The sequence below is a fragment of the Mesorhizobium sp. WSM3868 genome, assembly GCF_002294785.1.
Classification (GTDB): domain Bacteria; phylum Pseudomonadota; class Alphaproteobacteria; order Rhizobiales; family Rhizobiaceae; genus Mesorhizobium.
In genome coordinates this window covers 126,848-141,017 of record NZ_NSGB01000016.1, presented here as the reverse complement: position 1 = coordinate 141,017, position 14,170 = coordinate 126,848, and the positions used below count along the sequence as shown (strand labels likewise).

Annotated in this window: 16 protein-coding genes; 4 read left to right on the top strand and 12 right to left on the bottom strand. The window is 64.6% G+C overall.

Going from position 1 to position 14,170, the window contains the following annotated elements; genetic code table 11:
* Nucleotides 1-133 precede the first annotated feature (133 nt).
* The 5 genes from CK221_RS23115 to CK221_RS23095 all read right to left on the bottom strand — a co-directional run bounded on the left by CK221_RS23115 (nucleotide 134) and on the right by CK221_RS23095 (nucleotide 7,132).
* On the bottom strand, nucleotides 134-1,108 hold the full coding sequence (locus CK221_RS23115; RefSeq protein WP_245430711.1) for a DUF4167 domain-containing protein: 975 nt from the start codon (nucleotides 1,106-1,108) through the stop codon (nucleotides 134-136).
* A gap of 337 nt (nucleotides 1,109-1,445) precedes the next feature.
* Entirely contained in the window at nucleotides 1,446-2,315 is an 870-nt protein-coding gene (gene prmC, locus CK221_RS23110; protein ID WP_095779381.1) for a peptide chain release factor N(5)-glutamine methyltransferase, read from the bottom strand.
* Nucleotides 2,308-3,387, bottom strand: a complete 1,080-nt coding sequence (gene prfA, locus CK221_RS23105) for a peptide chain release factor 1 (RefSeq protein WP_095779380.1) — start codon at nucleotides 3,385-3,387, stop codon at nucleotides 2,308-2,310. Before prfA ends, prmC begins: the two co-directional genes overlap by 8 nt.
* Nucleotides 3,388-3,524: 137 nt before the next feature.
* The gene (gene ptsP / locus CK221_RS23100; RefSeq protein ID WP_095779379.1) at nucleotides 3,525-5,795 is read right to left on the bottom strand and encodes a phosphoenolpyruvate--protein phosphotransferase; all 2,271 of its coding nucleotides are present in this window, start codon (nucleotides 5,793-5,795) and stop codon (nucleotides 3,525-3,527) included.
* Between the two features lie 83 nt (nucleotides 5,796-5,878).
* Nucleotides 5,879-7,132: an aspartate kinase gene (locus CK221_RS23095; protein ID WP_066990093.1), complete on the bottom strand. Its 1,254-nt coding sequence runs from the start codon at nucleotides 7,130-7,132 to the stop codon at nucleotides 5,879-5,881.
* Nucleotides 7,133-7,352: 220 nt separating this feature from the next.
* Between CK221_RS23095 and CK221_RS23090 the strand changes: the two genes are divergently transcribed.
* Together CK221_RS23090 and ubiG are read left to right on the top strand one after the other, a co-directional pair.
* Nucleotides 7,353-7,649 (top strand): hypothetical protein, encoded by a 297-nt coding sequence (locus tag CK221_RS23090; protein ID WP_143749089.1) that lies wholly within the window; start codon nucleotides 7,353-7,355, stop codon nucleotides 7,647-7,649.
* Nucleotides 7,650-7,774: 125 nt separating this feature from the next.
* Nucleotides 7,775-8,524 (top strand): bifunctional 2-polyprenyl-6-hydroxyphenol methylase/3-demethylubiquinol 3-O-methyltransferase UbiG, encoded by a 750-nt coding sequence (ubiG, locus tag CK221_RS23085; protein ID WP_066990476.1) that lies wholly within the window; start codon nucleotides 7,775-7,777, stop codon nucleotides 8,522-8,524.
* A gap of 16 nt (nucleotides 8,525-8,540) precedes the next feature.
* On the opposite strand, the gene CK221_RS23080 is transcribed toward ubiG, so the two are convergent.
* Nucleotides 8,541-9,455 carry a DMT family transporter gene (locus tag CK221_RS23080; protein ID WP_095779377.1) on the bottom strand — a complete coding sequence of 305 codons (915 nt, stop codon included), beginning with the start codon at nucleotides 9,453-9,455 and terminating at the stop codon, nucleotides 8,541-8,543.
* Between the two features lie 102 nt (nucleotides 9,456-9,557).
* On the opposite strand from CK221_RS23080, the gene CK221_RS23075 reads away from it, so the two are divergent.
* The gene (locus tag CK221_RS23075; protein ID WP_066990104.1) at nucleotides 9,558-10,073 is read left to right on the top strand and encodes a MarR family transcriptional regulator; all 516 of its coding nucleotides are present in this window, start codon (nucleotides 9,558-9,560) and stop codon (nucleotides 10,071-10,073) included.
* Here CK221_RS23075 and CK221_RS23070 read toward each other — a convergent pair.
* From CK221_RS23070 to CK221_RS23055, 4 genes are all read right to left on the bottom strand, one after another.
* Entirely contained in the window at nucleotides 10,036-10,461 is a 426-nt protein-coding gene (locus tag CK221_RS23070; protein ID WP_066990107.1) for a DUF1178 family protein, read from the bottom strand. The two genes, CK221_RS23075 and CK221_RS23070, sit on opposite strands and share 38 nt — an antisense overlap.
* Nucleotides 10,458-11,318 carry a carbon-nitrogen hydrolase family protein gene (locus CK221_RS23065; protein WP_095779376.1) on the bottom strand — a complete coding sequence of 287 codons (861 nt, stop codon included), beginning with the start codon at nucleotides 11,316-11,318 and terminating at the stop codon, nucleotides 10,458-10,460. The genes CK221_RS23070 and CK221_RS23065 overlap by 4 nt, the downstream gene beginning before the upstream one ends.
* 2 nt (nucleotides 11,319-11,320) lie before the next feature.
* The gene (gene grxC, locus CK221_RS23060; protein ID WP_095779375.1) at nucleotides 11,321-11,590 is read right to left on the bottom strand and encodes a glutaredoxin 3; all 270 of its coding nucleotides are present in this window, start codon (nucleotides 11,588-11,590) and stop codon (nucleotides 11,321-11,323) included.
* 76 nt (nucleotides 11,591-11,666) lie between these two features.
* Nucleotides 11,667-12,467 (bottom strand): ComF family protein, encoded by an 801-nt coding sequence (locus CK221_RS23055; protein WP_095779390.1) that lies wholly within the window; start codon nucleotides 12,465-12,467, stop codon nucleotides 11,667-11,669.
* A gap of 64 nt (nucleotides 12,468-12,531) precedes the next feature.
* Between CK221_RS23055 and CK221_RS23050 the strand changes: the two genes are divergently transcribed.
* Nucleotides 12,532-13,404, top strand: a complete 873-nt coding sequence (locus CK221_RS23050; RefSeq protein WP_095779374.1) for a methyltransferase domain-containing protein — start codon at nucleotides 12,532-12,534, stop codon at nucleotides 13,402-13,404.
* 30 nt (nucleotides 13,405-13,434) lie between these two features.
* On the opposite strand, the gene CK221_RS23045 is transcribed toward CK221_RS23050, so the two are convergent.
* Nucleotides 13,435-13,623 (bottom strand): Flp family type IVb pilin, encoded by a 189-nt coding sequence (locus CK221_RS23045; protein WP_095779373.1) that lies wholly within the window; start codon nucleotides 13,621-13,623, stop codon nucleotides 13,435-13,437.
* 105 nt (nucleotides 13,624-13,728) lie between these two features.
* Nucleotides 13,729-14,046 carry a hypothetical protein gene (locus CK221_RS23040; protein ID WP_067319072.1) on the bottom strand — a complete coding sequence of 106 codons (318 nt, stop codon included), beginning with the start codon at nucleotides 14,044-14,046 and terminating at the stop codon, nucleotides 13,729-13,731.
* Between the last annotated feature and the right edge of the window lie 124 nt (nucleotides 14,047-14,170).

Below are 14,170 nucleotides of genomic sequence, written 5' to 3'. Positions count from 1 at the left end.
GTCTGTTCAGGGGCGGGTCGCTTCAACATGACCCAGTGAATCAAAAACCCCCGGCAAACGCCAGGGGTTTGTCAGCAATCTGACGGCGGAGAAACCTCTCCGCCGTTCGAATTGCCTGGAAATAGACCTGCGGTCAGCTATCTGCGTCGGCGACTGCCGGCTCGCCGGCGCCGCCTGCCGGCTCACCGGCGCCGTTCTCGCTCGGCGCTGCATTTGCCTCTTTGGCGGCAGTCGCGGCAGTCGCGCTGCCGCTGTCCGCGACGTTGCCGCCATCGGCGGCGCTGTCCGCCCGGCCGGCATTGCTTTCATCGGCATTGCCCTGCTCGGCGCTATGGCCCTGCTCGGCATTGCCGCGACCGCGACGTGGACGTCTCTGCCGACGCCCACCGCCATTGTCCGTGCCGGCTTCGTTGCGCTCGGCCTGGGCGGCAAGGCCCGCAGGCGAGAAGCTGTCGAACAGCGGAGCCTGCTCGGCCGCAACGCCGTCTTCGGCGGAGCCCTCCGGCTTGGCCTGCGCCTCATTGCGGCGGCTCTGATCGATCTGCTGGCCGCCATGTTCGCTGCGCTCTCGCTGACCATTGTCGCCGCGCTGACCATTCTGACCGTACTGGCCATAGCCGCCATTGCGGCGGTCGCGGTGTCTGTCACGACCATTATTGTCGCGCCGGTTGTTGTCGCGGCCGTTTTCCTGGTTGTAGGCGAGTTCCGCCGGCGTGCCTTCGATCACCGGCTGCGGCCCGGAACCGTTCGCGGCGGCCTGCGACTCGCCGGCATTTGCGTTGCCGACCGTGTCGAACTCGTCGCGATCCTCATCGACGTCGTCATCGAAGTCGTCGCGGTTCTGCTGGGCGTTCTGGATGGGCATCTGCGCCTGCGCGGCCGCGATGATGCGATTGTAGTGCTCGGCGTGCTGGAGATAGTTCTCCGCCATCACCCGGTCGCCGGAGCTTTGCGCGTCACGGGCGAGTGCGGCATATTTTTCGGCGATCTGCTGAGCCGATCCGCGGATCTTCACGTCCGGACCGTTGCTCTCATAGTTGCGCGTCAGGGGATTGGGCCCCTTGCGGTTGTTGTTGCCACCGCCGCCATTGTTGTTGCGACCGCGCATGCGCCTGTTCTGCTGTTGTGGCCTCATTCGACTCTCTTCATGTGAATTTTCTAAAACTCGTCGCGAACGGTGGCGCTCATGCAGCCGACCGTTTCGTTTTTTCACCGGCGTTCGCCCGCATCGATTGCGTTGGCGCCACGTGCCATCCTGTTCCGGTTACATCACTTGCCGGACGATTCCCGCACGAAGCATGGGCGTCGTTTGCGCAAGGAGGCAGCTATTTCCAAGGAAAACCGAATCGCTAAGAGCACTGCCTGCTTCGTCTCATCCGGTTAAGCCGGAACCTAGCTGCATTCCCTAATATTGCCAAGCGTTTTTTCGCACTGCATCAGGGGTTTCAACGCTCAAACACCAGAACCCTGTCGTTTCCGCCGAGATCGCGTCGCGCCTCCGGCAGCCTGTAGCCGGCTGCCGCGAAGATCGCGGTCACCTCGCTTTGCTGCGTATGGCCGATCTCGACCGCTACCTTGCCTTGCGCTTCCAGAAATCCTTCCGCCTCTCCGGCGATGATCCTATAGGGGATCAGCCCGTCCACACCGCCATCAAGGGCCTGGCGTGGATCGAAATCGCGGACCTCGTCCTGCAGATTTCCAATGTCTCGACTGGGTATATAGGGTGGATTCGCGGCAATTAAATGGTATCGGCCCGAAACTTTTTCGAACCAGTTGGAATGCAAGGCCTTGAAGCGCCCGCCGAGCCCCAGATCCGCGGCGTTTCGCGTGGCGGTCGCCAGCGCGCCGGGCGAAATATCAACGCCGGTCGCGGTCGCGGCCGGAATCGCGCTGAGCAGCGCCAGCGCGATTGCACCGGTTCCGGTGCCGAGATCGAGAAGACGGCACTGGCCAAGCCTTTCGGCCGTCGACTTGGCGAAGGGCAGGATCGCGTCGACCAGCGTCTCGGTATCGGGGCGCGGCTCCAGCGTGTCCGGCGACAGCGACAGCCGCAGCCCATAGAACTCGCGATAGCCGAGAATGCGATGCACCGGCTCACCTGCGACGCGACGCCTCAGGGCCGCCTCGATTGCCGCAAGAGCCGCAGAATCCACCGTTCGGCCCGGCTCCGCGATAGCCTGGGTGCGCGTGGTTTCGGAAAAATGCTCGACGATCAGCCTGGAATCGAGCGCCGGATCGGCAATGCCGGCGGCAGCGAGCCGCTCCCTCGCCGCGCGCAGCAGCGGTCGAAGTGCCGAGGGCAAAGGATCAGCCATCAATACCCATGTCGGCGAGCAGCTTCGACTGATGGTCGGCGATCAGCGCGTCGATCACCTCGTCGAGCTCGCCCATCATCACCCGGTCGAGCTTGTAAAGGGTGAGGTTGATGCGGTGGTCGGTGACGCGTCCCTGCGGGAAATTATAGGTGCGGATGCGCTCCGAGCGGTCGCCCGAGCCGACCTGCGATTTTCGCGACGACGAGCGCTCCTCGTCCGCGCGGCTGCGCTCCAGGTCATAGAGCCGCGCCCGTAAAATCTGCATGGCCCGCGCCCGGTTCTGGTGCTGCGACTTTTCCGCCTGCACCACCATGATGCCCGTCGGCAGATGCGTGATGCGCACCGCCGAATCGGTGGTGTTGACGTGCTGCCCGCCGGAGCCGGACGCGCGCATGGTGTCGATGCGGATGTCCTCTCCCCGGATATCGATATCGACCTCCTCGGCCTCGGGCAGTACGGCGACCGTCGCCGCCGAGGTATGGATCCGCCCGCCGGCCTCGGTTTCCGGCACGCGCTGCACGCGATGCACGCCGGATTCGAATTTCAGCTGCGCGAACACGCCCTTGCCCGACACCGAGGCGATGATTTCCTTGTAGCCGCCGACTTCGCCTTCGCTCGCCGAAACGACCTCGAAACGCCAGCCGCGCGAGGCGGCGTAGCGCTCATACATGCGAAACAGATCGCCGGCGAACAGGGCCGCCTCGTCGCCGCCGGTGCCGGCGCGGATTTCGAGGATGGCGTTCCTGTCGTCGGCGGCATCCTTGGGCAGGAGCAGAATCTGGATATCCTTCTGCAGCACCTCGATGCGCTCCTTAACCTCCGGCAGGTCGCCCTCGGCCAGCGCCCGCATCTCGGCATCGATGTTCTTGTCGGCGAGCATCGCCTCGAGGTCGGCCTGTTCCTGCTCGGCGGCGCGCAACGCCCGGATCTTGCCCACCATCTCCTGGATCTCGGCATATTCGGAAGCCATTTTGACATAGGCATCGGCCGACGGCCCTGCCGACATCTGCGCTTCGAGCATGTCGAAACGCTTGACGACTTGGTCCATGCGGTCGCGGGGCAGGTTGATCATGGGCTTGGGACTTCGGTGGACTTCACGTCAGGACGAGTCGAAACTGGCGAATTTCGAGAACCGGAGCGGAATGTACATTTAGGTACATGAGCACCGGAAGCGCAGAAAATCGACATTCAGACCGCCCTCACGTGAATCTAGAGCGGAATGGAGCGGTCGTCGGCAAAGGCTTGCAGCAGCGCCCGCATTGGCGTTCCCTGGGCGGGGGCCATCAGATTGTCCTGGAAGAAGGCTTCCAGCTCCTGCAGCGGCAGTTCAGTCAGCATCGCCTTGACCGGGCCGATCGAGGCCGGCGACATCGAGATCGAGCGGAAGCCGACGCCGATCAGCGCCATCGCCGAGATCGGCTTGCCCGCCAACTCGCCGCACAGCGTCACCGGCGTCTGGTTGCGCGCGCCGGCGTCGGCGATCTGCTTCAGCACGCGCAGGAACGGCGCCGACAGCGTGTCGAAACGGTCGGCAAGCTGCGTGTTGCCGCGGTCCACCGCCATGACGAACTGGAAGAGGTCGTTGGAGCCGACCGAGACGAAGTCGACCGCCTTCATCAACTCGTCGAGCTGGAACAGCAGCGACGGCACCTCCAGCATCGCGCCGAGCTTGAGGCTCGTCGGCAAATGATGCGCAAAACGCGACAGGTGCCGGACTTCGCGGTCGATGATCTCGCGCGCCTGCGCGATTTCCGACAGTTCCGTCACCATTGGCAGCATCAGCTTCAGCTCACGCCCGCCACAAGCCTTGAGCAGCGCGCGGATCTGTGTCCTGAGGAGGCCGGGGCGGTCGAGAGTGAGGCGGATCGCCCGCCAGCCGAGTGCCGGGTTTTCCTCTTGCACCGCGCCCTTGAAATAGGGCAGCACCTTGTCGCCGCCGATGTCGATGGTACGGAAGGTGACCGGCTTGCCGCGCGCCGCCTCGAGCACATCGCGATAGAGCCGCTCCTGCGCCTCGGCGCGCGGAAAGGTCGAGGCCACCATGAACTGCAATTCGGTGCGGAACAGGCCGATGCCGGCCGCTCCCGATTCTGAAAGCTGCGGCAGGTCGACGGCAAGGCCGGCATTCATCAGGAGATCGACGGGGACGCCGTCCTTGGTCAGCGACGGCTTCTTGCGCAGTTCGCGATAGATTTCCTGCCGCCGAGCTCGGAAGCGGACCTTTTCGGCATAGGCGGCCTCGAGGTCGGACTGCGGCCGCAGGTGGATGGTGCCTTCCTCGCCGTCGACGATGATGGCATCGCCGTTTTCCGCCATGGAGACGGCGCCCTTGACCTGGCCTGCGACCGGAATGCCCATGGCGCGCGCGACGATGACGACATGGCTGGTGGCCGCGCCGTCCTCCAGCACCAGGCCGCGCAGCTTGTCCCTGGGATAGTCGAGCAATTCGGCCGCACCCATCGAGCGGGCGACGATGATGGCGTCCTTTGGAAGAGAGGCCGCGACATCCTCCGGACCGCGCCCCATCAGCTGGCGCAAGAGCCGGTTGGCGAGATCGTCGAAATCGCTCATGCGCTCGCGCAGATAGGGGTCCGTCATGTGCAGCATGCGTGCGCGCATGTCGCTCTGCACCTTCTCGACGGCCGCTTCCGCAGTCAGGCCGTTGCGGATCGCCTCTTCCAGCCGGCGCACCCAGCCGCGGTCGTTGGCGAACATGCGATACGCCTCGAGCACCTCTCGATGCTCACCCTCGAAAGCGACGTCGCGGCGCTCGAGCATGTCGTCGATCGACAGCCTTAGCGAGCCGAGCGAACGGTCGAGGCGACGCACCTCCTCCTCGCTGTCCTCGTTGAACAGGTTGGTGACGACGATGCGCGGCTCGTGCAGCACGACATGGCCAAGCCCGACGCCTTCGTTGAAGGCAAGACCGGTGAAGCTTGCCGGACGGCGCAGGTCAAGTTCGAGCCCCGGCCGGGTGAGACGGGCAAGATCGCCGGTGGCGACCATCTCGGCGATCACCATCGCCGTCGTCTCCAGCGCCTCGACCTCGTCGTCGCGATAGTGGCGCATGGTCTTGTTCTGCACCACCAGGACGCCCAGCGTGCGCCCTGCCCGCAGCACCGGCACGCCGAGGAAGGAATTGTAGATCTCTTCGCCCGTCTCCGGCAGGTAGGCGAAGGCCGGATGCTCCTGCGCGTTGGAGAGATTGAGCGGCCGCGCGCTGGCGGCGATGGTGCCGACAAGGCCTTGCCCGAGCCTCAACTGCGCCAAATGGACGGCGGTGGGGTTCAGACCTTCGGTGGCGTAGAGCTCCAGCACCGAATCGGCGCGCAGCACATAGAGCGAGCACACCTCGGCGACCATGTTGGAGGCGATGTCGCGCACGATGCGGTCGAGCCGCTCCTGCGGCTCCAGCGGCTCCTGCATGAGCTCGCGGAGCCGTCTCAGCAAAACGCGCGGGCCACCGGCCATGTCACGCATCGCGGCTTCTTCTCCAATGGGCACGTTGCCCGCCGCAGCTTCTGCCGCGGCCGGCGCTCACGCAATAGCGGACTCAGTTCTTGCTATTGCTTATCGAGCCCGTAGACGGAATGCAAAGTACGAACTGCAAGTTCCGTATAGGGACCGTCGATCAGTATCGAGATTTTGATCTCGGAGGTGGTGATCGCCCGGATATTGATCGCTTTGTCGGCCAGCGCCTTGAAGGCGGTGGCCGCGACACCGGCATGGCTTCGCATGCCGATACCGATGACCGAGACCTTCGACATGCCGGCTTCCGACTGCACGACGTCGTAGCCGACATCGGCCTTCAGCCGCTCGAGCACGGCCAGCGCCTTGTCGATGTCGCCCGACGGTACCGTGAAGGTCATGTCGGTGAATTTGCCGTCCTCGGAGATGTTCTGGACGATCATATCGACATTGATGTTGGCCTCGGCCAGCGGGCCGAAGATGCCGGCGGCGACGCCTGGGCGGTCGCCGACGCGGCGCAGCGAGATCTGCGCTTCGTCCTTGGCATAGGCAATTCCGGTGACGACCTGCTGTTCCACGATCTCTTCCTCGTCGCAAATGAGCGTTCCGGGCGGATTGAGCAAATCCCCCATTCCGGGCGCGTCGGGATCGTCGAAGGACGACCGCACAAAGGTACGCACCCTGTGCACCATGGCAAGCTCGACCGACCGCACCTGGAGCACCTTGGCGCCGAGCGAGGCCATTTCAAGCATTTCCTCGAACGAAATCTTGGCCAACCGCCGGGCTTTCGGCTCGATGCGCGGATCAGTCGTGTAGACGCCGTCGACATCGGTGTAGATGTCGCAACGGTCGGCCTTGACCGCGGCCGCGATCGCCACGGCGCTGGTGTCGGAGCCGCCGCGGCCGAGGGTCGAGATGCGGTTGTCCGGGCCGATGCCCTGGAAACCGGCGATGACCGCCACCTGGCTCTCGCCGAAGCGCTTGATCAGGAACGCGCCGTCGATGTCGAGGATGCGCGCCGCGCCATGGGCGTTGTCGGTCTTGATCGGGATCTGCCAGCCCTGCCAGGAACGGGCATGGACACCCATGTTCTGCAGGGTTATCGCCAACAGGCCGGCCGTGACCTGCTCACCGGAGGCGACAACGGCGTCATATTCGCGCGCGTCGTGCATGGGCGAGGCCTCGCGCGTCCAGCCGACCAGTTCGTTGGTCTTGCCGGCCATGGCCGAAACCACCACGGCGACCTCATGGCCGGCATCGACCTCGCGTTTGACATGGCGCGCCACATTGCGGATGCGGGCGATGTCGGCGACCGAAGTTCCGCCGAATTTCATCACGATGCGCGCCATGGAAGCGAGATGCCTTTGACTGAAGCCGGCTTGGGGCCGGTAAATGGAAAATGCGCCCGGACCAGCCGAGCCGCGGAAATGCGCGGCCTCCTTAGCTAAAACAGCAAGGCTTCGCAAGCGAGGGCACGGGAGAAGCGGCCTTGGCCCGATTTTTGAGGTCTCCTGACGGATTCCTGCCGCGCAATGCGATAAGCTTAGAGGAAATCGCATGGAGGATTGCATGACCGAGACGCTGGAGATCGTGACCTTCCGCCTCAAGCCGGATGCTGCGCCTGGTTTTGTTGCCCAAAATGGCGTCGTCACCGACTGGCTGGCGCACCAGCCCGGTTTTCTCAGCCGCCATCTCGGCGAGCGCGACGACGGAAGCTGGGTCGACGTCGTGCGCTGGCAAAGCCTCGAGCAGGCTCAGTCCGCGGCTCAGCGCATCACGGCCGAGATCGGCGATTGCCAAGCGATGCAGGCGATCGAGCCGGCCAGCGTTACCATGAGCCATGCCGCGATTGCGCTGTCGCGTTAGGCTCGACCGTCCTCGTCTCGCTGCGGCTGGTTGGCGGCAGTGGAAAAACCCGCCTTGACTTTCGCTGCCGGGGACCCGACTTCCTAGCGTTCCCCGACTTGCTGGCGTTCGAGGAGACCCGCCCCATGCCTGAGCCCCGCCGATCGACCATAGATGCCGGAGAAGTCGAACGCTTCTCCGCCCTTGCCGCCGAATGGTGGAACCCGAACGGCAAGTTCCGGCCGCTGCACAAGTTCAACCCTGTGCGGCTTGCCTATATCCGCGACCAGGTGGCGGCGCGCTTCGGCCGCGATCCGCGCGCGGCAAGGCCATTCGAGGGACTGCGCTTCCTCGACATCGGCTGCGGCGGCGGGCTCCTATGCGAACCGATGGCGCGGCTTGGCGCGGAAGTGGTCGGTGCCGACGCCTCGGCTACCAACATCGAGGTCGCTAAGCTGCACGCGGCCGAAGCCGGGGTCACTGTCGACTATCGCGCCACCACGGCCGAGGCGCTGGCCGCGGCCGGCGAGACATTCGACGTCATCCTCAACATGGAGGTGGTCGAGCATGTCGCCGATGTCGATCTCTTCGTCGCCAAATGCAGCGAGATGGTCCGGCCCGGCGGCATCATGTTCGTCGCCACCATCAACCGCACGCTGAAGGCGCTTGGTCTTGCCATCATCGGCGCCGAATATGTTCTGCGCTGGCTGCCGCGCGGCACGCATCAGTTCGGCAAGCTGGTGCGGCCGGAGGAGTTGGCAAAGGCGCTTGGCGCGGCGGGGCTGACCATCGTCGACCGGACCGGCGTGATCTATCATCCGTTGGCCGACCGCTGGCAGAAATCCAGGGACATGGACGTCAACTACATGGTGCTGGCCGAAAAAGCCTCGGTCTGAGGGCCAACTGAAGCGTTTACGCCGCCTGGCTTTGCAGCTTCGGGCTTGGCTGGCTCTGCGCCTTGGTGGTGACGAGCACGCCGGCGGTGATGATGGCCGCGCCCAGCCAGGTCAGAAGCTGATAATGCTCGCCGAGGAAGATCGTGCCGGCAAAGAGCCCGACCGCCGCCGCCACATAGCCGATCTGGCTGAGATAGACCGGCCCGCCGACCGCCTGCAGCCGGAAGAAGAAGGCAAACATCGCCGATGCCGACGCCACCTGTGCGGCGACCACCAGCGGCACGCCGCCGAGCGGAGCAAATGCCTGCCAGCCGAGCAGCGTCAGGATGCCGATGAGAAGCAAGGTTGCCGACGCCAGATGGCTGCCGACGGCGAGCTCGATCGGACCGGTGTCCTCGGGCCAGTCGATGGTGCGGTAGATGTTGCCGGCGGCGAGGCTGACGGGGATGAGAAGGCCGACCGCCACCCAGAAATATTCGGCCGGCTGGCCGGCCTCCCCACGCGTAAGCGCGACCATCACCGCGCCGATAAAACCAACGATAATGCCGATGACGCCGAGCAGGTTCGGTCGCCGCACCCCAAGCAGGATCGAGAACACCAGCGTGATGACCGGCGACAGCGTGAACATGATGCCCGTGTAACCCGCGCCGAGATGCGGGATGGCCGAGAACATCAGCAAGTTAGGAAGAGCGTAGGAGATGGCTGCGGTGATGAAGAAATAACGCAGCTTGTGCGCCGTGAGCCGGATGCGCTGACCGAGCAGCAGAAGCGTTGTGAGCAACACGCCGCCGGCGCCGAACGAGATCACGAAAGCCCAGACCATTGCCGGGGCACCGGCCGCCGTTGCCAGCTTGCCGAAGGGGAGCGTCATGCCGAGCAATCCGCCGGTGACGATCAGAAGACCCAGTGCGGAGTCCCAGAGCAATTTCATCTGCGTGATCCTGTGGCTACGCGGCCAAGCTTGGCGGCCGCTCCAACTTGGGATAATATAGCATAAAGATTCTCAATGTCAAGATACTTTACGATGAGGCACATGGACCGTGCGGGAAGAGCGATGGAGCAATGGCGCAAGGAACGGCCGGACCTCGACGTCTCGCCGATGGGAGTGATCGGGCGGTTGAACGAAGCGTCCGCGCTGATCGCGCGCGACCGGCTCGCGCCGGTCTTTGCCCGTTTCGGCCTGCAGCAGGGCGAATTCGACGTGTTGGCCACGCTTCGCCGCTCCGGCGCGCCTCACGCGCTGACGCCGACCGAACTCTACGAGGCGACGATGGTGACCTCCGGAGCAATGACCGCCCGGCTCGACCGGCTGGAAAAGGCGGGCCTGATCCAGCGCGCGCCGCATCCCAGCGATCGCCGCGGCGTTGTGGTGCAACTCACCTCGAAAGGCCTCGAACTCATCGATGAGGCCCTTACCGCCCACGTCGCGAATGAGCATGAAATCCTCGCCGGTTTGGCGCCAGAGGACCGGAAAATGCTCGCGACACTGCTGAAAAAGCTGATCGGAACTCTTAGTTCCGGTCCTCCGGAAAGCTCGGGATCGGCATGAATTCGACGCCGTCCTCGGCGAGGCTTTTCGCCTCGTCCGGCGTGGCCTCGCCATAGATGCCGCGCGGATCGGTCTCGCCGAAATGGATCTTGCGCGCTTCCTCGGCGAACTTGTCGCCGACATAGTCGGCATTCTCGCGCACCTTGTCGGCGAGCGCCTTGAGCTGTGCCAGCGCCTGTTTCTGCGCGTCGCCCATGGCCAGCGCCATCTTCTCCTGCTTGCGTGAGGTGGAGACGGCCGGCGCCATCAGCGCCTTCTCGACCTTGTGCGAGCCGCAGATCGGGCAATCGACGAAACCGCGTTTCTTCTGCGTGCCAAAGTCGTCATTGCTGCGGAACCAGGCTTCGAATTCGTGCTCGTGTTCACAGATGAGCGAAAAACGGATCAAGAGGCTGCACCCCTGAGACGCGGCGCCTCGCCGGCATTGACGGTGAAATCCCGCGCGTTCTTGAGATTGGGAATCTTGCGACGCGCCGCAGCCGACTGCGCCGGGTCGATCTCGGCGACGATCACTGCGGGCTCATCATGCGCGGCCTCGGCGATGATGCGTCCCCACGGATCGACGATCAGCGAATGGCCGTACGTCTCGCGGCCGTCCTCGTGCAGGCCGCCCTGCGCGGCCGCGATGAGATAGGTGCCGTTCTCGATCGCGCGTGCCCTGAGCAGCACGTGCCAGTGCGCCTCGCCGGTCTGGCGGGTGAAGGCCGCAGGCACCGAAAGCACCTGGGCCCCCGCCAGCGCTTCGGCACGGAATAGCTGCGGGAAGCGCAGGTCGTAGCAGACGGCAAAGCCGAGCTTCACGCCGTTGATATCGGTGACGACGCCCTCTGTTCCCGGCTCGTAAGAGGCGGATTCGCGCCAGCTCTCGCCGTTGTCGAGGTCGACATCGAACATGTGGATCTTGTCGTAATTGGCGATCATGGCGCCATCGGGCGCGAACAGGAACGCCCGGTTGGCGAGCTTGCCGTCGGCGCGCAGGATGGCCGTCGAGCCGACATGCAGGAAAATGCCGAGTTCCTGCGCAAGTTTCCGCGCCGTCGAAACGACGACGTCCTTGTCTTGGCTGGTGAAAGCGGCGGCACCCGCCTGCTTGTCGCGGATGAGCGCGCCGGTCATTTCCGGCGTCTGCACGTAGGTGGCGCCCTGCTGTGCAGCCTCGCGGACCAGCCTTTCCATATCAGCCGCGTTGCGCTCCGGGCTGGTGCCCGAACGCATCTGCACCGCCGCCGCCTTGAAAACACCCATGATCAAACCCTCACCCCGTTGGCAAGCAACACGTCCAGCCGGCCCTCGGACTCCAATTCATGGAGGTCGTCGCAGCCGCCGACATGCGTGTCGCCGATGAAAATCTGCGGAAAAGTGGTGCGCCCATGCGCCCGCGAAATCATTTCCTGGCGCAATTCCGGCGAGAACGACGCGTCATGCTCGGTATAGGCTACACCCTTGCGCTCGAGCAACCGCTTGGCGGCGGTGCAATAGCCGCACATCATCCGGGTATAGATCGTCACATCAACCATCGATCAGCAATCCTGCCTGTGCCCATCGCCCAACGGTTATGCGAAAGCGACATGCACCAAAACAACAACTTAAGCCCTATATAGTTGCAGACTCATCGGCCCGGAAGTCCCCCGGCAGGACGCGGGCAAAGGTCAGCACGTCGACCGCTCCGGCGCCGCCTTTCTTCAGCGCCTTGGCCACCGACCGCACCGTGGCGCCGGTGGTGAAGACGTCGTCGATGACGAGCACCCTTCGGCCGGCGATCTCGATTTCCGCCTCGGGCCGGACGCGGAAGGCGGCGCGCACATTCTCCTCGCGTTCGTGCCGCTCCAGCCCGACCTGCTGGCGGGTGAGTTTTACGCGCCTCACCGCAGCCGGCGCGAAAGGCAGGCCGCTCAGCTTCGAAACCGCCCGTGCCAGCTCCGCCGACTGGTTGAACTGCCGCCGGAAGAAGCGTCGCCAATGCAGCGGCACCGGGACCACGACATCGGCTTCAGCGATCAGTTCGGCGCCGGCGCGCATCATCCAGCGCGCCATCCAGGGCGCGAGATCGGTGCGATCCTGGTATTTCAGCCCTTGCACCATCTGGCGCGCGACCCCTGAATAGACGACCGCCGCCCGCGCCCGCTCGAAAGGCGGCGGATCGGCGATCGCTTCGGCGGAAAGAAAACCGTCGCCCATGTCATGCGTGAACGGCGTGCCCATAACCGGACACCAAGGCTTCTCCAGCAGCCGAAGCTTCGGCCAGCAGGCGCCGCACAGCACGCCAGGCTGCGAGACGTGGCGGCGGCAGCCGGCACAGACCGGCGGAAACAACAGGCGCGCCGGCCAGCCCAGAGCCTGCCGCGCCATGTCCTTCATCGCAATGGTCTTGATCTTGCGCACCGGATCGGCCACGTGAAGCGAAACCCCGCGCCACCATAGCATCGGTCCAGCATGCGCCGACAACAGGAATAACCCATTGCAGCCTTTGATCGACACGGAGCTCTGGCTTGCGCACAAGCGCCGGGCGCTGATGCACCCGGTCGACGGAGCCGATTTCCTGATGCGGCGGGCAGCCGAGGACCTTGCCGACCGGCTGGGCGCCGTCGAGCGCAAATTCGGCAAGGCGGCGGCGCTGTTTTGCCAGACATCGGCTGCGGCCAGGGTGCTCGCCGGCAGCGGCAAGGTGGCCGACACAGTGCGCGTGGAAACAGACGGTGCCTTCCTTGCCGGAGAAGCCGGCATGGTCGCCCCGGCGGAGACCGTGCCGTTCGAGGCGGAGAGCCTCGATCTTGTCGTCTCGCTGCTGTCGCTGCAGGCGATGAACGACATCCCCGGCGTGCTGGCGCAGATCCGCCGCGCGCTGAGGCCCGATGGGCTGTTCCTCGGCGCTTTAGCCGGTGCCGGCACGCTTTCCGAGTTGCGCGAGAGCCTGCTTGCCGCCGAGACCGAGCTTTACGGTGGCGCGAGCCCTCGCGTCCTGCCGTTCACCGATGTGCGCGACGCCGGCGCGCTGCTGCAGCGGGCCGGCCTGGCGCTGCCGGTCGCCGACGTGGAGATGGTCACGGTGCGCTACGATTCGCTGTTCGGGCTTGCCGCCGACCTGCGCGCCATGGGCGAGACCAGCCCGCTTTTGGACCGCAGCCGGCGTCCCGCCACCCGGCGGCTGTTCGCCCGCGCCGCCGAAATTTATGCCGACCGGTTTTCCGACCCGGACGGCCGCATCCGGGCAAGCTTTTCGATTGTGTGGATGTCCGGCTGGGCGCCCGATGCCTCACAGCAGAAGCCGCTGAAGCCTGGCTCGGCCAAGGTCTCGCTGAAGACGATCCTCGAGAAGCCGAGGGGGCACTGACCGATGCGCGCCGCGGTCTGACCGATGCGGTCAGTGCTGGGCAAAGGCGTTGGCAAGTCTGCTGTTGTTGTCGGAGAACAGCCACTGGATCGCGTCGGCGGCCTTGCCGACGCCGCCGACGATTGCAAGCGACAGCACGGCAACGATCAGGCCGTATTCGATGGCCGTGGCGCCTGATTCATCTTCTATGAATTGCTGCAGCAGGTTTTTCATGGTCATCGATCCCTCTTGGCGGGAACCATAGCGCCTACCCGTTAAGAAAGGTTAACGGCAAAAGCTTAACGGGCGGTGAAATAGCGGTTTCTTGCTGAATTTATTAACCAATTAGCACTCGCCGTAGCGGCTGCCATCGTTGCGGATTACGCAAACGGAACTTGGCAGCGGCTGCAGCACGCTTCGCCGCAGGGTGTAGGTATCGCGGCGACCGATCGAACCGGTGCTGCTTAGGTCGAGTCCGCCGGTCAAGCTCTCGCGCGCGCCCTGCGGACGCAACTGGCTGTCCAGGAAAGGCGTCGCGATCAGAGCCAGCGCCACCGCGGCCGACCCGAAAAGCAGGGTGATCCGCAAGATACCCATGCCGGCATCGGCGGCGCGGAAAGCGCGATCGGGCCGGATCGAGTCCCATTCTCTGTCGAGGCTCATGGATTGGCTCCAATCAAAATCGGCATGCCGCCACGCGGACGATTCGCGTCAATTTTCCATGTCGAGATAAATCTTCCATTAACGCTGCCTAAAGCAGACGGAGCAAACGGCAGCTTGGACTGCG